Here is a 20,989-nt window from a genome sequence, read left to right on the forward strand (position 1 = left end):
CTTAGCACGGAGGTTCACCACGCATAGCGCACGACGCCCTTGCCGGCGTAGGAATTGGTGACGTTGGAGAACTGGCCCTCGAAGATGGCCGCCGCAGACCAGCCGTTCAGCCATTTCATCTCGGCCGCGCCCGTCACCAGCGCCGAGTCGTGCGCCTGCGCCGCGCCGTTGACGACGAAGGCTGCGCCGGGCAGCGTCTGGAACAAGGCCGTGACGTTGCGGTCGGAGTTGAAATCATGCGCCCAGGCGGCGCGGCCGCGCAGGGTCAGGATGCCGTTTGGAACGGCAAAGGATTTGTCGGTGCGAACGCCGAGCTCGGTGCGCGAGGCCGTGACGTCCTTCGCCGCATAGTTCAGCGCAAACGTGCCGGCGCCCGCCAGCACCTGCTCGGCATAGGCCGGCAGACTGTAGGTGGTAAATTGCCCGGCGGCATAGGGCGTGATGCCCATCCATGGCGTCACATAGCGGTAGCCGCCCTCGATGCGGCCGGAAAAAGCGTTGGCGTTGAACTGGGCGCGCAGGCGCTCGAAGCCGGCCACCGTGACCGTGCGCTCGGTCGTCACGTCCTGCCAGCCATAGGCCGCGGCGGCGATGATATAGGCGGCGCCCATATTGTGGCGAATGAAGGCGCCGGCCTGGAACAGATCCGAGCGCCCGGAGCCGAAACCGCTGACGCTGAAATTGGTGCCGCCGCCGGCGAGCGCAAAACCTGCCAGCGTGTCGCGCGAGAGGCGATAGTCGGCGCCGACTGCAAAACCGAATGCGCGTGCGGTCGCGTCGTTCGATCCGAGCGCGGCATTGCCTGACGTGTTGCTGCCGCCGCCGTAGGCCGAGCCCCAGACGCTCCAGCGCTGCTCGAACAGATCGCTGCGCGCGACATCCGCCTTGGTCGGGAATTTGGCAAATGCGTCGCGCGCTGCGGCCGGCTTCCTCTTCGCGGCATAGCCAAGCGCGCTCTCCTCGGCGAACGGGATCGCACCTGCATTGCCGCCGAAGCCGTCATTTCGGCCCGCGACGAACGGATCCGAGATAAGCGAGAGGAACAGGTTCATGGCGTCGAAGGTCGCCTGCTGCGATCCGGTCGCCAGTTCGCCGGAGATCTGGGTCAGGCCGGCCGGCGAGAGCGCGGCGAAGCCGGCCGGAATGCCGCCGGTCGTATTGAAGAAGTTGCTCAGCGCGTTGGCGACGTTCTGCTGATTGACATTGAGACCGCCGCCATAGTTCAGCGCGAAGTTCAGATAGACGTTGTTGGTGTCGTAGCTGAGGGTCGGGTTCAGGTTTGGCGAGACGCCTGATACCACCGGGTTGAACGTGTCGAGCACGCCGCCGGTCGCAGTCAGGATCGTGTACTGCTTCGCCACCGTGCCGATGGGAACGACCACGACGGTGGCTCCGCCAAGCGTGGCGATGCCCGTGACCCTGGTCAGGTCGCTGCTCGCGCCCGAGATCTCGACCATGTAGCTCGACGCCGCCGAGAATGTCAGGCTGCCCGCCACGTTGAGGGTGCCGATCGAGTTACCCGGCGCCAGCGTGCCGCCATTGACGATGACATTGTCGATCGTGCCGGTGCCGCCGAGCGTGCCACCGGCATTGACGGTCACGAGGCCGTTGATGACGCCGTTGACCGAAAGCGTACCACCAAGGACGTTCCAGTCCTGCGCGCCGGTGCCGGTGACGGTCCAGTTCGAGCTGTCGATCTTGTTGAAGGTCGAAAAGCCGTCATATTGCTGGCCGGCGCCGATCAGGCTGAGGTTGAAGGTATCCTTGCCGGTGCCGCCGAGTTGGAACGTGTCGGTGCCGGTGCCGAGCACGAGGCCGTTGATGACGCTGCCCGGGCCCAGCGTCAGCACATTGGCGATGCCGCAGCCGCCGCAGAACTCGATCGCTGCAAAACCGGTTGCGGCATTGATCGTGCCTGAATTGAAAACGGTGCCGGTGCCGCTGACGAGGATACCCGTCGCGCCCGCGCCGACGTTGATCGTTCCGGTGTTAATGATGGAATTGCTGCCGCCGAAACTGCTGACGTCGATGCCGGCGCCGCCATTTCCAACGGTGATAGTGCCGCTGTTGGTGATGGTGTTGGAATCACCTAGCGCGACGATGCCGAAGGCGGCATCGCCGAGAAGGATGCGGCCGCTGTTGTTGATCGTACCGGACGAGCCGTTATAGGCGACGCCGGCGCTTCCGACCCCGCCATTGATGGTGCCGAAGTGCGTGATCAGGGCGCGGTCGCCCTGCCCCGAGATTCCGGCCGCGTTGGCGCCAACGTTGATCACCCCGTTGCTCGTGATCATCGCATCGTCGCCGAACACGTCGATTCCGGGGCCGAAATCGCCCACGTTGATCGTGCCGGCATTGTTGACGATGGCGCGATTGCCCTGCACCGAGATGCCCGCAGCATTGATGCCGACGGTGATGGTTGCGCCGGCGATGTTGCTGACGGTGTTGTCGTCATTGATCGCCAGGATGCCGGCCGCCGGCCCGGCGGCGTCGCCGATCGTAATCTGACCTGCGTTCGTCACGGTACTGTTGCCGGCGGTGAAGATTCCCACGCTATCGTCGCCGAGGGTAATGACGCCTGAGGCGGCGTTGACGATCGTGTTGTTCACGCCGGCGAAGATGCCGCTGCTCGATGGCCCGGCGGTGAGCGTGCCGCTATTGGTAACGGTGTTGAAGTCGTTGACGCCGATGATCACGCCACCGCCGCCGTCGCTGGCGGTCGCTCCCGCCAGCACATTGACGGTGAGATTGTCGACGCCGCCGCCGGCCTGAAAGCCGCCCGGGGTGTTGCCGCTGCAGGTGACGGTCTGGCCGCTGGATGCCGGATCGGGCACGCAGGCCGCATTCGCGGGCGCCGTCGACAGGCACAGGCCAACGAGAAACGCCGACATCGCGACTGCCCGCGCAGCCACAACCCGGTGGCGTCGGCCCTGCGCCGACGATAGCAATTGAAAATGCAACGCCCGAACCCCATTCCCCGGCGCTCTGCGGCGCCATCGGGACTCCCTAGCATGGGTTCCGCCGTCGAATTACGGGTGCGGGGGTGAATCCGCCAGATTTGCGTCACAACCGAGCGTTTTGCGGCGCTGCTGTGGCACTCGCGCCACGTTTTGGGCGGGTGCGGCCATGACCCAGTGGCCGCGCAAGATCAGGCGTTCGGCGAAGGCTCGCCCGGGACCGCCAGCAGCTGCGACTGCCGCACCCGCTCGCGATGGGCGGTGTAGAGCCCTGAGGCAACGATGAAGGCGGCGCCGGTGATGGTGTAGGCGTCCGGGACTTCGCCGAAGATGAAGAAGCCGAGCACGCTGACCCACAGCAACTGCATGTAGGAAAACGGCGCCAGCACCGAAGCGTCGGCATAGCGGAACGCCAGCACCACGATCCACTGCCCCGCGGTCGAGGCGACGCCGATGAAGATGCCGAAGGCGATGTCGTGCCAGGTCGGCGTCACCCAGACGAACGGCACCAGCGCGGAGAGAATGCAGACGCCCACGATCGACGAATAGGCCATCACGGTGATGGCGCGCTCGGTGCCGCTCATCATCCGCGTGATGATCAGCGTGCAGGCCCAGGCCAGCGCCGAGACCAGCGGAAAGAACGCCGCGGGATGAAACGCGCCGGTGCCCGGGCGCAGGATGATGAGCACGCCGATCAGGCCCACTGCCGTGGCGATCCAGCGGCGCAGGCCAACCTTCTCGCTGAGGAAGATGATCGACAGCGCCGTGACGAACAGCGGCGCGACGAAGCCGGTGGCAGAAGCTTCCGCAATCGGCAGGAATCGCAGGCCGGAAATGAAGAACAGCGACGAGCCCAGGATCGTCAAGCCACGCAGCATATGCAGGCCGAGCCGGTTGGTCTGCATCGCAAACAGCGGGGAACCCGGCATCATCGCGGGCGTCATGATCAGCGCGAACACCAGGAAGCGAATCCAAGTAATCTCGATCGAGGGCAAGGTCGCCGAGAGATATTTCGCCGTGACGTCGGAAGCGCCGAGAAAGATCGTCGAGGTCAGCACCAGCGCGATGCCCTTGAACGGCCGGTCGGCGCGCGCGGGCGCCTTGCGGACGGCGGCGGATTTCTTCTCGGGAAAAGGTATTGGAGCGCTGTCCAGCCTTGCGGCTGCGGCGGGAGGCGGTGTCACGGCAATCTCGAAGGCAGTAATGATCGACTCGGGCGAGGTTGTAAAAAACACCAGATCGCGCGAGGCGACTAGGCCCGAAAACAGGATGCGGATATGCGCTGAGGGCGCGATTGCAACACTTTGTTAAGGACGGTGTTCCGTCAGAGCATCGGCAAGCCTCGCGGCTTCGGTCCGCGCGGAAAGGCCTTGTCGAGCGCGGCGATCTCGGCGGCGCTCAGCTTCAGATCGCCGGCAGCGGCGTTCTCCGCCGCGTGCTCCGCGCTCGAAGCTTTGGGAATCGCGAGCACCGAAGCCGCACGCGTGAGAAAAGCCAGCGCGACCTGGCGCGCTGTCGCCGTGTGCGCATCCGCAATCGCCTGCAGCACCTCGCCGCCCTTGCTGCGCGGGGACGGAAACTCATCATGTCCGAACGGCGAATAGGCGACGACGGCAACGCCGTTGTTCTGGCACCATGGGATGACCGCGTGCTCGATTGCGCGCTCCTGCAGATGATAGAGCACCTGGTTGCAGGCGATCTTGCCCTCGCCCGCGACGTCGAGCAATTCGTCGAGATCGTCTGAATCGAAATTGCTGACGCCCCACGAACGGATCTTTCCGGCAGCCACCAGTTCGTCGAACGCCGCCACCGTCTCCTCGAATGGATACGAGCCGCGCCAGTGCAGGAGATAGCAATCGAGATGATCGGTCTTCAGCCGCTTCAGCGAACGCTCGCAGGCGGTGATGGTGCCGCGCCGCGAGGCGTTGCTCGGCAGCACTTTTGAAACCAGGAATAGTTTTTCACGCGGCAGCCCCGCGATCGCATCCGCGATCACGAGCTCGGCATCGCCATACATCTCGGCGGTGTCGATATGCGTCATGCCGGTTTCGATGCCACGGCGCAGCGCCGCGATAGCAGCCTTGCGGTCGCCGCGGTCGAGATACCAGGTGCCCTGCCCGATCACGGATACGTCCGGGCCGTTGGTGCCGAATTTTTTCTGATTCAAGATAACCTCAACTTCTGACGATGCCGACCAAGCGGCGACGACGATGCGGCGCGAGCGCGTTCTCGGAAGGCAGACCGCGCAGCCAATCGCGGAAGCCTGATATCTCGGGGCAATCAGCCGTGCCGGCAGGCGCAATCAGCCAATCGCCGAGCCCGGATCCCTCCGTGACGCGATCGCAGCGGTACCCCGGTTGATTGCCGAGCCCGCGGGCGATCAGCAAATCGACCTTGCCCTCGATCAGCTCGTGCAAGCCGGCGGGCTGCAGCACCCGTAAGCCGATTTCCGCGTGGGTTGCGCGAAACTCCGCCAGATCCAGACGGCGCAGATCGAAGCTGCCATGCACGCCCAGTTGCAACAGCACCGCGCCCACCGGCTTCAATTGCGCGGTTGCATCGGCGATGCGGCGAAAGCCGTCGGATATTTCCGGCAGATAGGCCTGGCCGGCCTCGGTCAGGACGAGTTGCTTATGCAGCCGCTCGAACAGGCGTACGCCCAGACGCGCCTCCAGCGCCTTCACCTGCTGCCCCACGGCGGCAGGCGTCACATGCAGCTCATGCGCGGCGAGCTTGAAGCTGAGATGCCGCGCGGCGGCTTCGAATGCGCGGAGCGCATTGAGCGGTGGAAGGATGTAGGTCATCGCCGTCCAGTTTGTCACTGATAGGCGCTGGCCTTGCAATAGATTTTCTTGCGCTGGACCGCAGCAACAATGCTTTGCCTCGCGGTGATGCCGCCGGTTACGGTCGGTCAGCAGCATCCGGAGATCCCATGCCCCGCCGACTAGATCATCTCGTCATTTGTGTCCGCGATCTGGCGCAGGCTGCGCTGGATTGGCGAACGCTCGGCTTCAACCTCACGCCGACCGGCGTGCTTCCATTCGGAGTCAGCAACCACCTGGCGATGTTCGAGAACAATTTTCTCGAGCTGCTCGCTGTGACCGATGCTGCGGCGGTAACGCCGGTCGCCCCTGATAGATTCAGCTTCGGGGCCCACAACCGGGATTTTCTTGCCACCGCGGAGGGAATGTCGATGCTGGCTTTGCACAGCGCCGACGCCCATGCCGATGCGGCGCGCTTCAGGGCCAATCACATCGGCGCCTACGCTCCGCTTGATTTTGGACGTGACAAGGTGCTTCCGGGCGGAGGCACGACTCGCCTTGAGTTTTCACTGGCCTTTGCCACCGATCCCGCCATGCCCGGGATCGCCTTCTTCACCTGCCAGCAGCGTCACCCGCCGGAACGGTTCTGGAACCCCGAATATCAACGCCATCCCAACGGCGCCTTGCGCGTGATCGAAGTCGTGATGTCGGCGCCGGAGCCGGCGGCGCACCGCGGTTTCCTCGAACGCTTCACGGAAAGCACGGCCGAGCTTGTGCCCGGGCGATTGACGGTCGGAGAAAGCGGCGACCGGATCACCGTGCTCGGCCCGGCCGAGATCGCGCGCCGGCTGCCGGACCTCGCCGGCGATACGTCGCCGCGCTTCTGCGCCGCGCGTTTGGCGGTCACCGACCTGGATGCGACCAAGCGAGTATTGGAAAGCAACGGCGTCGACTTCGAGATTGCCGGCGCTGTATTGCTCGTTCCGCCCGCGGCGTCACATGGTCTGGCGCTGGAATTCGTCGAACAGGAGATAATGTAACATGTCTCAAATCGTCAGGCATAACCCCACAGCGGTCCACGCGCCTTCCAGCGGCTACAGCATGGGGCTGGAACTTGGTCAGCACCGCCGGTTGCTGTTTGTCAGCGGCCAGGTGCCGGAAAACCCTGATGGCAGCGTGCCCGAAGGCTTCGAGGCGCAATGCGAGCAAGCCTGGCGCAACATCATCGAGGTGCTCACTGCCGCCGGTCTCGGCGTCGAGCATCTGGTCAAGATCAATACGTTCCTGACCGACAAAAGCCAGGTGGTGGCGAACCGCGCCATTCGCCGCAAGATGCTCGGCGGAAACGAACCCGCGTCCACGGTGATGATCGCTGAAACCGTCGATGGCAAATGGCTGCTGGAGATCGAGGCGATCGCTGCGGAATGAAATGCGTACCGGGCCGCATCATGGGGCGGGCGATACTGGTTAGAGAGGTGTCCAATGGCTGAGATCATCCATCCATTCTACGAGTCGCATCGCGGTGCCATGGAGGCCGCCATGCGCCATCGCCTCGACCTTGCCGAAGCGATGTTGTGCGAGCGCGCGCATCTATCCAATATCGATGGGATCAGGCAGGAGGTGATGGACGAATTCGAAATCGTGCTCACCCAAATGCCCTATGTCGGAGGCGCGGCAAGTCGTATGAGCGATTTCTTCATGCGCCTCATGGGCTTTATGGCCATCAGCCGAGTGCTCCGGCGACACGGCGTGTCGCTGTCCGTGATCGGCGAAATCGAGCGAGAAACCTACAAGGCGCAATTGCTCACCGTGCCCGAAGCGGAACGTCTCGCCTCGGGGCGTCAATTCATGTCGTCAGAGAATCAGACTCTGCTGCGCGAGCAGGCTACAAAAAGCCATCGACAAGAATTTCCGGAAGATTTCGTCTACGATTTCGTCGAGCCGGGCCCGGGTGACAACTTTGAATTCGGCATCAACTACAAAGCTTGCGGCTTTTGCAAATTCGCAGCTCGCCATGGAGATAAAGAAATCTTGCCGAACATTTGTGGGCTTGATTTCGACGCCTACGCAACGCGTGGCATTCGTTTGGAACGAACCCAAACGCTGGCTGGCGGCGCCAGCCACTGCAATTTTCGCTTCTCCCGCCTCGAAACAAAGTAGGACAGCCATGGACCCAGCGCTGCAAGCGAGGATGTCGTTTGCGGACTAAAGCACGAGAAAATCTAACTCTGAGAGCGTTACGGCAGTATCGAACGTGGCAATCGCAGCATTTGATGTCGCGACCGCCCCGTCTGCATCCCAGTACAGCGTCCTGTTTGCATCTTTGTACAGAAATCGGCCGTGGTCGACATCGGCCAGACTCGACTTTGCAAGAGCAAAGTAGCTCGAATCCGGTAGCACACCTGTTGTGAGGCCGTAGTCGTCGCCATAGACGGCGAGGCAGTCGCCCTGGGCGGACGAGAAGTCGGTCACTCTGTCGGCGCTGGCGCGGAAGGGTTCGGCAAACACGAACTGATCCGCTCCAGGGCCGCCCGCGTAGATGTCGAAGCCCTCTCCGCCGATCAATATATCATCGCCGGCTTTACCTCGCAGCGTGTCCTTTCCGCGTTCGCCGCTCAGCACGTTATTGCCGGCATTGCCGGTGATCGTGTTTGCGCTCCCATTGCCGATGCCGACGGTATCGTCGCTGCCTGTGAGCGTGAGATTCTCGATGTTCTTGCCGAGCACGAAGCTGATTGAGCTCTTGACCCGATCGGAACCCTCGTGGAAGTTTTCGATCACGAGATCGCCCGGATTGTCGACGATGTAGAGGTCGTTGCCCGCGCCCCCGTACATGACGTCTGCGCCGAGGCCGCCGTCGATCTTATCACGGCCCGCCCCGCCGTAGACCGTGTCGTTGCCGCCCAGCGCCTGTATGGCGTCCTTTCCTCCCGCGCCGTAGATTGTGTCTTCTTCACCGGTGGGAAGCGACTGGCCCGGCACGGTCGTCACGGCATCGATGACATCCTTGGCGGCAGTGCCCATGATCGTAGCGCCGGTGACATCGGTGACCTCGACGAAGATCGTTTGAAAATCAGACAGCGCTCCATCTGTTGCCTGCACCTCGACGGTATAGCAGTTGTCGACGTCGCTATCCTCAGGGGACTCGAAATCCGGAGCTTCATTGAAGCTCAGCACCCCGGTGACCGGATCGATCGTGAACAAGAATTGATCCGCTCCTCCGGAGAGCGAATATGTCGGTGTTGTTTGATCCGGGTCTGTCGCCGTCACGATCGTCACGAAGCTCGAATTCTCGGGAACCGCAAGGCTTGCCGCGTCATTGCCGCCGTTCGACGTGATGACGGGCGCTGTGTTCTGATCAAGATTGACGACCGTCCATGTGACGGTTTGCTCAAGCTCGCTGCGGTCGCCTCGTACCCAGTCGGTCGGATCGTACGCACGCGCCGTGACCGTGTACTCTCCAGACCCGAAGCCGTAAGCAGCAAAGCTGAAGGTCTCGCCTACATCGACGAACGTTTTGCCGTTCACCGTCCAATCAACATCGATTACAGCCGGATCGATCGTGTCCACACTGAGGCTCTGCACGTCATATCTGGTCCCGGCATTGTCATCATAGCCGTCCAGTGGATCGACCAAGGCGTAGAAGTCGAGTATGAACTCCTCGATGGCAATCGGATCAAACGGTTGCCCGAGGATACGCATTTTTGAATCCAACGTCGGACGATAGATCCCGAAATCGTATTGTCCGCCACCTTCATAGGCGCCCACGGTCCCGAGTATGGGGTCGACGTAGCCAAGCCACTCTGCCCACTTCTCGCCCGCTGGATTTGTCGTAACGTTGATCTCGACTGGCTCGGCGCCCAAGTACATTTGTGGGATACCGCCGTACTCGTCTGCAAGCCCTGCAAATGAATGGCCGACCTCGTGGAGAGCAATTTCCTGGGCCATGACGTCGCCGGCCGCGTAAACGGCGAAGTAGCCTCCCCCGCCGCCATACTGCGTGTCATTTACGAGGACATAGCGCATCTCGGCGGCGATGCCGGTGCCGCTCAACGCGGCGTCCATCGCTGTCGTGGCCTTCGTATCGTTCACGTACAAAAGCCGCTGGGTTACCCCGTCAAATAAGTAAGTAGCATCGAGCGCGGTATCCCGCACAATTCCGGCCGTCGGATCGTCCGCGCCCGATTCATTCGACACTACGTCGACAGCGTAGATGTTGAAGAAGTTTTCGTAGCGGCCAAACGGTTGGGTCAAGGCGCTATCGTCAAAGATGTAACTCAAATAATCGAGGATGTCGGACGTGAAGGTCGTATCGATCTCGGAAGAGGTATAACCGTCGCCGAGAAAAATGATGTCGACCCGATTGTCGCTGTCTCCGGTCACGACGATCGAGCGCAATCCTTCGGCCGGCACCGTGTACGCATCAGCCGCGCTTATCGCAGTAGTGGCGAGGGGGGTGTTCTGGTTATCCATTTGCGCCTCCTCGCTGTGGCAAAGCGGTTAGCGACAGGACTACTTACCTGAGTCTGTGCCCGTGCTGGCAGATCACGCTCGCCAACAGCAGCCTGAACCAATCTCCTGCCATCGAGTCTATTGCGGTTTCGCGTAGCCATTTGTGAAGTAGCCCACCGAAAAGCAAAAACCACGCATGCTTTGCGTTGAACATTTGGCAGATTTCTCTCACCGCCACCGGTTGATCATGCGAAATCTCGGCCGCGCTTCGGCGGCGTCCCGCCGGCAACATACGTCCTACGATTCTAAACCCTTGCGGTTACCGCGCCCGCCCACCATCATTGGTGCCAATTCTTTCTCGCAGCCAGGTGATGATCATGCCGGGCACGCGCAATTGGCCGCTCCGCGACGGTGAACAGATCATCGCTTGCAATGGAAGCCTCTTGGGCCATAGGCACTTTTTGATCGGAATAACCCGCGTTCGCAATGAAGCACTTATCCTCCGGGATACACTGGACTACGTCGGTAAACACGTCGATGCGATCGTCGCTTATGATGACGCGAGTACGGATCGAACGCTGGAGATTCTTGGCGGAAACCCGAAAGTCGCTCTGATCGTAACAAATCGGTCGTGGGAAGCGGATATCGATGCACGCCGGATTGCCGAGGGTCGACATCGCGGACTTTTGCTGCAGACGGCGCGCGAACATTTGCAGTTCGATTGGATGTTTTGCTTCGATGCGGATGAGCGCGTTACCGGCGATCTACGCGGATACATGGAACGAACGCATTCCAGCGATTGCGACGGCGTGCGCGTTCAACTGTTCGACGCCTATATGACTGCTGGCGATCATGCACCCTATCAAGCCGATCGCGAACTATTGGGCTTTCGTCGTTTCTTCGGCCCGGAACGCCGAGATATTTTGATGTTGTGGCGAAACCGGTTGGAGGTCTTCTTCGCGAAGCATCATGGGCGAGAGCCGGGTGGTGTCGAACACGTGGTGACCGGTCCGTATTGCCAACACTATGGCAAGTCGCTATCGGTCGAACATTGGGAAGAGACTTGCGAATACTACATGCGACACTTTCCGTTCGATACCTACGGAAGAAAATGGCGCGATCGCAAAGGTCGAGCAATCCACACCCAATCCGACTTCATGCGGCCCTTGTATGAGTGGGGTGACACGCTCTTCGCCAATGCGGTGAAGATGTGACTTGTCCGAAAATCGAACGTGCGTCCCGCTTCGTGCTCTGAATCTACCTCCGCTTTCGGCGGAACAGCGGATACGGCCGGGCTTGCCACTGGTTGGTCCCGGTCGCGAATGAACCCAAAGCAGAACTCCGAGACGAATCTAAGTGCATGCTGGGAGCGCGGAAAGGTCAATTGCACTGCCATGATCGGTGGTTTTGGCGAAGGAGCGGAAGTCGTATAGTTGAATCCATTCTTTTCAGATGAGGCAGAGGGAGCAATCCATGCGGAAGTCTCTATTCGGGGTCACCGTCGCGGCTCTTGTCCTACCAATGGCTCAGCCGCTGGCCGCGCAAGACGATGTCGATCAGCAGCTGGGCAACGTGCACTTCAAGACCTCCTGCAACGACGTTGCGCAGCGTCGCTTCGATCGCGGCATGCGCTATCAGCACTCCTTCTGGTACACCAATGCCAAGGAGGTCTTTGAGGAGGCCGTCAAGGCTGATCCCACATGCGCCATGGCATATTGGGGCATCGCGCTCACGCTGATGGACAACCCACACGCCGCAATCCCGCGGCCGAACCTCGCGCCTGGCCTCGCCGCTATCACGAAAGCCAAGGAGATGGGGGCCAAGACCGAGCGCGAACGCGACTACATCGACGCGCTTATGGTGATGTACACGGACTACGACAATATCCCTCACGTCCAGCGCATGCGCGCCCTGCGCGACAAACAGGCGCAGATCGCAGCGAAATATCCGGACGACGACGAAGCCCAGATTGGCTACGCAATCACGCTCAACACATCGGCGGACCTGAACGACAAGACTTACGCGCAGCAGACCAAGGGCGCGGGAATCCTGGAGCCGATGTCCATACGGCTACCGCAGCATCCGGGCGTGACGCATTACCTGATCCACCTCTACGACTATCCGGCGACCGCGCAGAAAGGCCTCGACGCGGCCAACCGCTACGCCAAGATCGCGCCGGCCGCGCCGCACGCCCAGCACATGCCGTCGCACATTTACACCCGTGTCGGCTATTGGAAGGAATCGATCGCCTCCAACGCCGCCTCCGTGAAAGCAGCGAAGGCCGAGAAGTCGGTGGGCAATTACCTGCACGCGCAGGATTACATGGTTTATGCCCACCTTCAGCTCGCCCAGGACCAGCAGGCGCGCGCCGTCATGGACGACATGATAAAGGAGACCGACTTCAAGGCGACGGTCGTGGCAGCCGACTACGCGCTGGCAGCCTCGCCGGCCCGGTATGCGGTCGATCGCGGCGACTGGGACGCCGCCTCGCAACTATCTGTCAGGCAGAGCGGCTTGAACTACGCGATGGCGATCACGCACTTCGCGCGCTCGCTCGGCGCGGCGCGCTCTGGCAAGCCGGAAGCAGCCAAGGCCGACATTCAAAAGCTCGCAGAACTGCGCGACAAGTTGCGCGACGCCAAGGATAATTATTGGTCGCAGATCGTTGACATCCAGCATCAGGTCGCCGTTGCCTGGGTGCTTCATGCAGAGGGCAAGTACGACGAGGCTCTCAAGGCCATGAGTGCTGCAGCGGACGCCGAGGACAAGACCGAGAAGCATGTGGTCACGCCCGGTCCGCTGGCGCCGGCGCGCGAGCTCTACGGCTTTATGCTGCTCGATCGCGGCATGGCCAAGGAGGCGCTTGCGGCATTCGAGGCCACCAAGGCCAAGGAGCCGAACCGCTTGCAGGGTTACGCAGGCGCGGCAAAGGCAGCCGACACGCTCGGTGACAAGGCCGCGGCGCGGCAGAACTATCAGCAACTCGTGACGCTGACGGCGAACGCCGACACGGAGCGGCGGGAGGTTGCGGCGGCGAAGACGTATCTCGCCAGCAACTAGCCCGACCAGAAGCGAGAACGGTGGCGCAATGAGAAGGGTAGCTATCGCCGTCGCAGCAGCCGCGCTGGGGTGCGTACCAGTGGCGGCGTTGGCGTGGTTCGGTCTGCCACGGCACACGGCCGCAACTGCGACCGTGCCGGTATGGACCGAGGTGGCCTGGCCCTTCCCCATCGATCAGTGGGGGAAGGGAAAGGCATTTCGCTGCAAGGCGGCTAACTGCGGCGCCGAGGTGAACCTCTATCTGCGTGCCAAGATAGGATTTTGCAATTGCACGACCGGTGTGGCCGATGACGAAGATCTAGATCGTATGGGCGATCTCGTTCTCGTCGGCGAAGTTTCACCGCTCGGCGCCGGCCGTCCGATCAGCATTGCGTGGATGAAAGGTCGCAGCCGCGCCTACACGCTCAACGCTCGCAATCCGCCTGGCAAGACGGCGATATCGGTCGTTTTTAGGGAGCGCTGCGACATGATTGCAGCGACCGCCGTGCTCGGCCACGATCGGCCTGAAGCTATCGAGCCCAGTGTGATCGAGTTTCTCAATGGCAATACGGTGATGCGCTGGGCCGAGATCACGCTTGGCCTCTGATGCGAGTGCGCCAGCGAAGCGAACTGGGTTGCCGCCAAATCACCCTGTCCATGATGCCTGGACTACGGCTCAGTCGAGCAACACCCCCGCGGCCATGGCAGGCAAGACTGCCCAACTGGGATAGAGACGGCAAATGGACATTCGAGCTGCCCTGAAGGAGCTATGTGAAGCGTTCAACGCGCACGACCTTGATCGCATCATGACATTCTTTTCTGACGATTGTATTTTGGAGATGCCGAGGGGAAGCAGTCCGTGGGGCTCCCGTTTCGAGGGCAAACGGAATGTACGAGAAGCGCTGGCAATGCGCTTTGAAGGCTTGCCCGATGTCCACTACGGCAACGATGAGCATTTTGTCGATGCGGCTGCCGATACCGGCATCTCAAAATGGACCCTCACAGGAACCACCCGCGAGGGCACGCGAAAGGAGGTCCGCGGTTGTGACTTCTACACGTTCCGCAACGGCAAGGTGATCCGCAAGGATTCGTACTGGAAAATCACGGATTGAGAGTCCGGTTTTGGCACATAGCGTCGTTTCGCAGCGATGCGGAGTGTGGTCATCATCGCATAGCGGACAAGCCATCCGCTCGGTAGATTCACGGGTTCTCGGCCTGGATCAGCGAATGCAAAGCCTTGACCGCGGCCTCGCGGCTCTCGACAGGAACAAATAGATTTACCGAATGCGGTGACAAGACATATTTGTCGGCGACAATCCCGTGATGCCCGAGAATCTGAATCGCCTTAAACGGCAAGTCCGAGGAAACGCCACCGAAGCAAGTAAGGCTCACCGAGCTCAAGGTCTCGCGCTGTTGGCGCAAGTCTTTACTCCCCTCCAGCGTTCGCAGCAAAGTGTCGAGCGACTCCGAATCGGAAGTCATCATGATGCGGGTTTTTCCGGCGGTGAAAGCCGAGGCGAGGAGTTGCGGCCAAGACAAGCCGTTTTGCTTGAGATGCTGCGCGAATTTCTCAAAGCCTTGATTGAGATCCGTCGAATCGATCTCCACATGCTCAATGCGAGCCATCGAGTTGACGGCCAGAACTTTTCCGGTTTCCATCCCCGTGACCTCTCTCATCACTTGCGTGCTGTGTTCAGCGCCGCCCAATTTTTTCAGGACCAAAGGAACGTTTTGGCTTTGTGCCAGCTCCACGCTGCGAAAATGCAGGACCTTGGCGCCCCAAAAACACATTTCGGATAGCGACGCAAAATCCAGCTGACGCAGGGGTTTTGAATTCGCCACGATGCGCGGATCGGCCGAACAAACTCCGTCGACCTCTTTGATAATCTCACAACGCTCGGCTTGCAGTGCCGCTGCCATGGCAACCGCAGTGGTGTCGCTGCCACCCCGGCCCAGCGTGGTAATTTCCTTGGTCAGCGGGTTCACGCCCTGAAAGCCGGCCAAAACCACGATGCGTCCGCGGTCGAGTTCTTCGCGCACGCGAATGGGCCGCACATCCAGGATGCGCGCGGAAGAGTGGGATTCGTCGGTCATCACTCCGGCCTGGCTGCCGGTAAAACTAATCGCCGGCACGCCAAAATCGGACAGCGCCATGCTCATCAGAGACATACTGATGCGCTCGCCGGTGGTTAACAGCATATCGAGTTCACGCCGATTGGGATGCGGGCTTACTTGATAAGCCATCTTAACAAGTTCATCGGTGGTCTTTCCCATCGCTGAAACGATCACTACGACCCGATGACCACGCCTCTGTAGATCGGCGAGATTGCCCGCGACCGCGCGGATTTTTGCCGGTGTTTCGAGACAGGCACCGCCGTATTTTTGCACGATGATGGGATTGTTGCGCATTCTACTTTCAGAATATGTCCCGAGAGAGCCCTGCACGCCAGCAGGAACAGGAGCGCTGCAGTGCGGCATTGTGCATAAAGCTGCCGCCGGATCGGCACGGTCGCTACGCTCCCTTGCGCAAACCCGCAGGCAATGACGTGAAGGGTGACCTAATTCGCCGCCACCAGCTTCCGCTGCGCAGGCTCGCTCGTGCCGGTCTGCGCGATCAGCCGCTTCAGCTCGGGAATGCAGGAACCGCAATTGGTGCCCGCTTTCAGCCTGGCGCCGATGTCCGCGGCCGAACGCGCGCCGCCCGCGATGGTATCGCAGATGGTGTTGCGGCCGACACCGAAGCAGGCGCAGACGATCGGACCGGTGTTCGCAAGGCCATCTACCGATTTGCCCGACAGAAGCATGCGGCGCTGGTCGTTGCCGAGCGCATCCGCGGCGAACAGGTCCTTGACCACATTCCAGTCGCCGGCGTCCCGCGCAGGCCCGATGAACAGGCAGGTCTCGATGCGGTCGCCGCTAAAGGACGCCGCGCGATACACGCCGCCGCCGAAATCCTTGTATTCGGCAAGGTCATCCGAGGTCACGGATTTCAGCCAGGACTGCCAACCCGCAATATCAGCGTTGTCGGCAAACAGATAGCCGTAGCCGCCATTGACGGCGACGCGCGCGCTCCAGGCGTGCTCCAGCAAAGCCAGCGGCTTGCGCGACAGTGCAAAGCCCCGGAACACATATTCGTAAGGCGTGATCGATACCGGCGTCGCCTTGTTCTCGGGCTGGCCGGAGAACGGATCGGTGATGGGAGCCACCAGCGAACCGACACGCGCGCCGGTCGCGTTGGCCTCGCTCCAGTGGATCGGCGCGAACAGCATACCGCGCTGTTGGCGTTCGCTGACGACGACCCGGAGCGTGCACTGCCCGTGGTCGGTCGTGACCCGTGCGAAGTCGCCGTCGGCCACGCCAAACTTCAAGGCGTCGTCGGGATGGACCTCAACGAACGGCTCCGGCAGATGCTGGCCAAGCCGCGGGCTCATCCCCGTGCGGGTCATGGTGTGCCACTGGTCGCGGATGCGGCCGGTGTTCAGTCGCAGCGGCCGCGCCGCCGTGGTCTCGGTCCGCAGTGCCGGCATTTCCGGCGCGATGAAACGGGCCTTGAAATCGTTGGCGAAGAAACCGCCTTCGGCGAAGAAGCGCGCTTGCGGCTCACTGCCCTGCCGAATTGGCCACTGCACCGGCGCCATCGCGTCGAAATCGCTGTCCGACAGCGACTGCAGCGCGCCGATGTCGAAGTCGCGCACGCCCTCGTTTTCGAATGCCGAGAGCGACGCGTGCTCACGGAAAATATCCGCCGCCGAGGTGAAGCCGAAGGCCGCGCCGAAGCCGAGGCGCCTGGCAACCTCGCTCATGATCCACCAATCGGGCTTCGCCTCGCCGGGCGCGGAAAGGAACGCGCGCTGCCGCGAGATGCACCGTTCCGAATTGGTCACGGTGCCGGATTTCTCGCCCCATGCCTGCGCCGGCAGCAGCACATGCGTGCCCGCATCCACCGTGTCGTTGGAAACCACGTTCTCGGAAACCACGAACAGTTCGAGCTTCTTCAGCGCGTCGCGAACGCCGTCGGCGTTCGGCAACGACACCGCCGGATTGGTGCCCATCACCCACAACGCCTTGATCTCGCCGCGCGCAATGGCCTCGAACATCTGGACGGCCTTCAGGCCTTCATGGGTGGCGATGCGCGGCGCCTTCCAGAACCGGCGCACGCGATCGATGTCGGGCGGCGTGAAGCCCATATGGGCGGCGAGCTGGTTGGCGAGCCCGCCGACCTCGCGCCCGCCCATCGCATTGGGCTGCCCGGTCAACGAGAACGGCGACGCGCCCGGCAGGCCGATCCGTCCGGTCGCGAGGTGGCAGTTAAGGATGGCGTTGACCTTGTCGGTGCCTTGGGCCGACTGGTTGACGCCCTGCGAATAGAGCGTCACCACGCGCGGCGTATTGGCAAACATCTGGAAGAATGCCGCGACGTCTTGTTCCGGGAGGCCGGTCGCCAGCGCGGTGGCCCCGACGCTGCCCGCGATATTGCGCGCGCGGGCGATGGCGTCGTCGAAGCCGGTGGTGTGGAGTTCCATGTAGTCGCGATCGAGCGCGCCGTTGTCGGCAAGATGCACCAGCAATCCGCTGAACAGCGCCGTATCGGTGCCCGGCTTCAATCCCAGGAACAAATCGTCGTCGCCAACGGTATCGGTCCGGCGCGGATCGATCACGATCATCCGCGCGCCGCGCTTCTGCTTGTTGGCAAGCATGCGCTGGTACAGCACCGGATGGCACCAGGCCGCGTTGGAGCCGACCAGCACCAGAAGATCCGCCTCGTCGAGATCTTCATAGCAGCCCGGCACCGTGTCGGCGCCGAAGGCGCGGCGGTGGCCCGCCACCGAAGAGGCCATGCAGAGCCGCGAATTGGTGTCGACATTGGCGCTGCCGATAAAGCCCTTCATCAGCTTGTTGGCGACGTAGTAATCCTCGGTCAATAACTGACCCGAGAGATAGAACGCGACGGCGCCCGGACCGTCGCGCGCGATGATGTGCTGGAAGCGGTGCGCGACATGGTCGAGCGCGTCGCTCCAGGCCACCCGCTCCATGGTCCCCTTGCCGCAGCGGATCATCGGATAGAGCAACCGGTTGGTCAGGCCGAGCGTCTCGCCGAGCGCCGATCCCTTCGAGCAGAGCCGGCCGAAATTGGCGGGATGCTCGGGATCGCCCGATATCGCCGCCCCGCCCCGCCCGTCCGGCGTCGCCAGGATGCCGCAGCCGACGCCGCAATAGGCGCAGGTGGTGCTGACGGCACGCAGGTCGGGATCGATGGCAGTCATGGTGGCAACCGGATCATGCAGCTTCCGAACGAATGGCGAGCGAGCGGCCGAACATCATGTCGGCGCGAATTCTTTGCGTCGGCTGCCGCGTGCGGATCAGTTCGAGATACCAGAGCGCGTCGCCGACATCGCCGATCAGGACCGCACCGGTCAATCGCCCGTCCGCAATCACCAGCTTCTTGTAGGTGCCGTGATTGAGATCCGAGAGCACGATGGTCTCGCTGCCGTCGCCGCCCATGAAATCGCCGGCGGAGAACACGCTGACACCGGAGACCTTCAAATTGGTCGCGACGATGCTGCCGGCATAGCAGGCTTCCCGGCCGGCGAGATGCCGCGCCAGCGCCCTCGCCTGCTCATAGGCCGGCTCGACCAGCCCGTAGCAGATGCCGCGATGCTCGGCGCATTCGCCGATCGCGAATACATCCGGCGCACCGGTCCGCAGGTGGTCGTCGATCACGATGCCACGGTTGACGGCAATGCCGGCTTCCTTTGCCAGCGTGATGTTCGGCCGAATGCCTGCTGCAAAGATCACGGCATCGGCGTCGATCCGCCGGCCGTCCGCCAGTTCGACGCCTTCGACGCGCGTCTCGCCATGTATGCGCGCGGTATTGGCATTGAGCAGGATTTCGATCCCCTTGCGCTCGACGAGGGATTTCAAGAGTTCGGCCGCGGGGGCGTCGAGTTGGCGCTCCATCAGGCGGTCCATCAGATGCACCAGCGTCACCGGCGCGCCGGCTTTGGCGAGGCCGTAGGCCGCTTCGAGGCCCAACAATCCGCCGCCGACCACCACCACGCGCTTCTTCTGCGCCGCCAGCGTCAGAAGAAGATCGACGTCCCGGCTGTCGCGGAACGTATGCACGCCGGCGAGGTCGGCGCCCGGCACGTTGAGCCGCAACGGCGACGAGCCGGTGGTCAGCACCAGTTTCGAAAACGGAACGCTCTCGTCATTCTCGATCTTGAGTTCGCGCCGGCCGACATCGATCTCGGTGGCCGTGCAGCCATATTTCAGGGTGACGCCGCGGTCGCGCCACCAGGAGGCCGGCCGAAGCTCGATGTCCTGCGACGTGGTCTCGCCGGCCAGTACCGACGACAACAGCACGCGATTATAGGCGAGCCGCGGCTCGTCGCCGATCACGGCGATGGCGTAGCGGCCCAACGCCACCTTGGCCAATTCATCGACCAGACGGGCAGCGGCCATGCCGTTGCCGACGATGACAAGCGGTTCGCTCATGACGCATCCTCACTCGGCGGCTTGAGCGCTGCCGTAGGCTTCCGAGATCATGTAACCGGACAGCGTGCCGTAAGCGGCGGTCCAGGCATCGGCGATTTCGGGAGTCCAGGCCTCGCCGAGCCCTTTTTCGAGCGTCCACAACAGCGTCCCGCCGACCACGGGATAGTGTTCGGGCTTGGCGCCATAGGAGACGTGACGCTTTGCCAATGCGCTGGCGGCCGGCAACACCGACCCGAGATCGCCGAGGCCGTTGACCACGACGGCGAGCGTTCCCATCAGCTTCTTGCGCTGTTCCGTCATGTCGGCGGGAAACATCGCCTTGACCGAGGGAGCGACTTCGAACAGGCGGTCGTAGAACAACACGGCGGCCTGTTCGGAAATCGGAGCGACCTTGGTGAAACTTTGCTGCACGAGATTGACTTGCTCAGGTGTCATTTCCTTCTCCTGCCTCTTCCAAGCCCCGCCCGCACGGGACCAAGCAAAATTCAGGCCGCTTCGACGAAGCGGTGCCGCTCGTAGAGGAACTCGAGCACGCGCTGCCGGCACTTGAGGTAACCGGCGTTGGTCGCAAGCTCCAGTCGCTTGCGCGGGCGTGCCAGCGGCACTTCCAGCACTTCCCCGATCCGTGCGCTGGGACCGTTGGTCATCATCACGATGCGGTCCGACAGCAGCACGGCCTCGTCGACGTCGTGGGTGATCATCAGGATGGTGTTGCCGAGCTTCTGGTGCAGCGCCATCACCGAGTCCTGCAGATGCGCGCGGGTCAGCGCGTCGAGCGCGCCGAAGGGCTCGTCGAGCAGCAGCACCTTCGGCTCCATGGCGAGCGCACGCGCGATGCCGACGCGCTGCTTCATGCCGCCGGACACTTCGGACGGACGCTTGTCCTTGGCATGCGCCATCTGCACAAGGTTGAGATTGTGCATCACCCAGGCGTCGCGCTCGGCCCGGGTCTTGGTCGAGGCGAACACCTTGTCGACGCCGAGCCGGACGTTCTCATAGACCGTCAGCCACGGCAGCAGGCTGTGGTTCTGGAACACCACCGCGCGGTCCGGTCCCGGCGAATTGACCTCGCGGTTCTCCAAGAGCACGCAGCCCTGGGTGGTGTCGGTGAGGCCGGCGACAATGTTGAGCAGCGTGGACTTGCCGCAGCCGGAATGGCCGATGATCGAGACGTATTCGCCCTTGTCGATCGTCAGGTTGATGTCCTTCAGCACCTCGGTGGTGGCGTTGCCGCGGGTGAAGGTCTTGTCGATGTGGTCGAGCTTCAGATAGGCGTGCATGACA

General features: G+C 62.3%; 17 protein-coding genes. 7 read left to right on the top strand and 10 right to left on the bottom strand.

All coding sequences use genetic code 11. The features are described 5' to 3' along the window. Positions 1 to 14: 14 nt before the first annotated feature. The 4 genes from KIP88_RS00940 to KIP88_RS00955 all read right to left on the bottom strand — a co-directional run bounded on the left by KIP88_RS00940 (position 15) and on the right by KIP88_RS00955 (position 5,761). A complete protein-coding gene (locus KIP88_RS00940) occupies positions 15 to 2,891 on the bottom strand; it encodes an autotransporter domain-containing protein (protein WP_214485951.1) in 2,877 nt (958 codons plus the stop codon). A gap of 257 nt (positions 2,892 to 3,148) precedes the next feature. Continuing rightward, positions 3,149 to 4,096 (bottom strand): DMT family transporter, encoded by a 948-nt coding sequence (locus tag KIP88_RS00945; RefSeq protein WP_374226423.1) that lies wholly within the window; start codon positions 4,094 to 4,096, stop codon positions 3,149 to 3,151. A gap of 185 nt (positions 4,097 to 4,281) precedes the next feature. Further along, positions 4,282 to 5,124, bottom strand: coding sequence for an aldo/keto reductase (locus tag KIP88_RS00950; RefSeq protein ID WP_214485953.1), 843 nt, complete (start codon positions 5,122 to 5,124; stop codon positions 4,282 to 4,284). A 7-nt stretch (positions 5,125 to 5,131) separates the two neighbouring features. Then, the gene (locus KIP88_RS00955) at positions 5,132 to 5,761 is read right to left on the bottom strand and encodes a LysR family transcriptional regulator (RefSeq protein ID WP_214485954.1); all 630 of its coding nucleotides are present in this window, start codon (positions 5,759 to 5,761) and stop codon (positions 5,132 to 5,134) included. A gap of 128 nt (positions 5,762 to 5,889) precedes the next feature. Between KIP88_RS00955 and KIP88_RS00960 the strand changes: the two genes are divergently transcribed. The 3 genes from KIP88_RS00960 to KIP88_RS00970 are packed head-to-tail and all read left to right on the top strand — an operon-like array spanning position 5,890 to position 7,879. Beyond that, positions 5,890 to 6,759, top strand: coding sequence for a VOC family protein (locus KIP88_RS00960; RefSeq protein WP_214485955.1), 870 nt, complete (start codon positions 5,890 to 5,892; stop codon positions 6,757 to 6,759). Between the two features lies 1 nt (position 6,760). Then, on the top strand, positions 6,761 to 7,147 hold the full coding sequence (locus tag KIP88_RS00965; RefSeq protein WP_214485956.1) for a RidA family protein: 387 nt from the start codon (positions 6,761 to 6,763) through the stop codon (positions 7,145 to 7,147). Between the two features lie 54 nt (positions 7,148 to 7,201). Further along, positions 7,202 to 7,879, top strand: a complete 678-nt coding sequence (locus KIP88_RS00970; protein WP_214485957.1) for an L-2-amino-thiazoline-4-carboxylic acid hydrolase — start codon at positions 7,202 to 7,204, stop codon at positions 7,877 to 7,879. A gap of 45 nt (positions 7,880 to 7,924) precedes the next feature. On the opposite strand, the gene KIP88_RS00975 is transcribed toward KIP88_RS00970, so the two are convergent. After that, entirely contained in the window at positions 7,925 to 10,192 is a 2,268-nt protein-coding gene (locus KIP88_RS00975; RefSeq protein WP_214485958.1) for a M64 family metallopeptidase, read from the bottom strand. A 356-nt stretch (positions 10,193 to 10,548) separates the two neighbouring features. Between KIP88_RS00975 and KIP88_RS00980 the strand changes: the two genes are divergently transcribed. The 4 genes from KIP88_RS00980 to KIP88_RS00995 all read left to right on the top strand — a co-directional run bounded on the left by KIP88_RS00980 (position 10,549) and on the right by KIP88_RS00995 (position 14,322). Continuing rightward, on the top strand, positions 10,549 to 11,385 hold the full coding sequence (locus KIP88_RS00980) for a glycosyltransferase family 2 protein (RefSeq protein WP_214485959.1): 837 nt from the start codon (positions 10,549 to 10,551) through the stop codon (positions 11,383 to 11,385). Positions 11,386 to 11,644: 259 nt separating this feature from the next. Further along, positions 11,645 to 13,231, top strand: coding sequence for a hypothetical protein (locus tag KIP88_RS00985; RefSeq protein WP_214485960.1), 1,587 nt, complete (start codon positions 11,645 to 11,647; stop codon positions 13,229 to 13,231). Between the two features lie 28 nt (positions 13,232 to 13,259). After that, the gene (locus KIP88_RS00990; protein ID WP_214485961.1) at positions 13,260 to 13,817 is read left to right on the top strand and encodes a hypothetical protein; all 558 of its coding nucleotides are present in this window, start codon (positions 13,260 to 13,262) and stop codon (positions 13,815 to 13,817) included. A gap of 133 nt (positions 13,818 to 13,950) precedes the next feature. Then, positions 13,951 to 14,322 carry a nuclear transport factor 2 family protein gene (locus tag KIP88_RS00995; RefSeq protein WP_214485962.1) on the top strand — a complete coding sequence of 124 codons (372 nt, stop codon included), beginning with the start codon at positions 13,951 to 13,953 and terminating at the stop codon, positions 14,320 to 14,322. 88 nt (positions 14,323 to 14,410) lie between these two features. On the opposite strand, the gene KIP88_RS01000 is transcribed toward KIP88_RS00995, so the two are convergent. From KIP88_RS01000 to KIP88_RS01020, 5 genes are all read right to left on the bottom strand, one after another. Then, the gene (locus KIP88_RS01000; protein WP_214485963.1) at positions 14,411 to 15,619 is read right to left on the bottom strand and encodes an aspartate kinase; all 1,209 of its coding nucleotides are present in this window, start codon (positions 15,617 to 15,619) and stop codon (positions 14,411 to 14,413) included. 149 nt (positions 15,620 to 15,768) lie between these two features. Then, positions 15,769 to 18,474 carry a nitrate reductase gene (locus KIP88_RS01005; RefSeq protein ID WP_214485964.1) on the bottom strand — a complete coding sequence of 902 codons (2,706 nt, stop codon included), beginning with the start codon at positions 18,472 to 18,474 and terminating at the stop codon, positions 15,769 to 15,771. Between the two features lie 13 nt (positions 18,475 to 18,487). Continuing rightward, positions 18,488 to 19,705 carry an NAD(P)/FAD-dependent oxidoreductase gene (locus KIP88_RS01010; protein WP_214485965.1) on the bottom strand — a complete coding sequence of 406 codons (1,218 nt, stop codon included), beginning with the start codon at positions 19,703 to 19,705 and terminating at the stop codon, positions 18,488 to 18,490. A 9-nt stretch (positions 19,706 to 19,714) separates the two neighbouring features. Beyond that, complete coding sequence (locus tag KIP88_RS01015; protein WP_214485966.1) at positions 19,715 to 20,140, bottom strand: globin family protein; 426 nt, start codon at positions 20,138 to 20,140, stop codon at positions 19,715 to 19,717. Between the two features lie 50 nt (positions 20,141 to 20,190). Further along, complete coding sequence (locus KIP88_RS01020; protein ID WP_214485967.1) at positions 20,191 to 20,985, bottom strand: ABC transporter ATP-binding protein; 795 nt, start codon at positions 20,983 to 20,985, stop codon at positions 20,191 to 20,193. Positions 20,986 to 20,989 lie beyond the last annotated feature (4 nt).

The organism is Bradyrhizobium sp. SRL28 (genome assembly GCF_018596315.1).
Classification (GTDB): Bacteria; Pseudomonadota; Alphaproteobacteria; order Rhizobiales; family Xanthobacteraceae; genus Bradyrhizobium.

Coding starts and splice junctions, on each gene's coding strand:
- KIP88_RS00940 (WP_214485951.1), bottom strand. CDS start 2,891: ATGTCGGCGTTTCTCGTTGGCCTGTGCCTGTCGACGGCGCCCGCGAAT.
- KIP88_RS00955 (WP_214485954.1), bottom strand. CDS start 5,761: ATGACCTACATCCTTCCACCGCTCAATGCGCTCCGCGCATTCGAAGCC.
- KIP88_RS00960 (WP_214485955.1), top strand. CDS start 5,890: ATGCCCCGCCGACTAGATCATCTCGTCATTTGTGTCCGCGATCTGGCG.
- KIP88_RS00965 (WP_214485956.1), top strand. CDS start 6,761: ATGTCTCAAATCGTCAGGCATAACCCCACAGCGGTCCACGCGCCTTCC.
- KIP88_RS00970 (WP_214485957.1), top strand. CDS start 7,202: ATGGCTGAGATCATCCATCCATTCTACGAGTCGCATCGCGGTGCCATG.
- KIP88_RS00975 (WP_214485958.1), bottom strand. CDS start 10,192: ATGGATAACCAGAACACCCCCCTCGCCACTACTGCGATAAGCGCGGCT.
- KIP88_RS00980 (WP_214485959.1), top strand. CDS start 10,549: ATGCCGGGCACGCGCAATTGGCCGCTCCGCGACGGTGAACAGATCATC.
- KIP88_RS00985 (WP_214485960.1), top strand. CDS start 11,645: ATGCGGAAGTCTCTATTCGGGGTCACCGTCGCGGCTCTTGTCCTACCA.
- KIP88_RS00990 (WP_214485961.1), top strand. CDS start 13,260: ATGAGAAGGGTAGCTATCGCCGTCGCAGCAGCCGCGCTGGGGTGCGTA.
- KIP88_RS00995 (WP_214485962.1), top strand. CDS start 13,951: ATGGACATTCGAGCTGCCCTGAAGGAGCTATGTGAAGCGTTCAACGCG.
- KIP88_RS01000 (WP_214485963.1), bottom strand. CDS start 15,619: ATGCGCAACAATCCCATCATCGTGCAAAAATACGGCGGTGCCTGTCTC.
- KIP88_RS01005 (WP_214485964.1), bottom strand. CDS start 18,474: ATGACTGCCATCGATCCCGACCTGCGTGCCGTCAGCACCACCTGCGCC.
- KIP88_RS01010 (WP_214485965.1), bottom strand. CDS start 19,705: ATGAGCGAACCGCTTGTCATCGTCGGCAACGGCATGGCCGCTGCCCGT.
- KIP88_RS01015 (WP_214485966.1), bottom strand. CDS start 20,140: ATGACACCTGAGCAAGTCAATCTCGTGCAGCAAAGTTTCACCAAGGTC.
- KIP88_RS01020 (WP_214485967.1), bottom strand. CDS start 20,985: ATGCACGCCTATCTGAAGCTCGACCACATCGACAAGACCTTCACCCGC.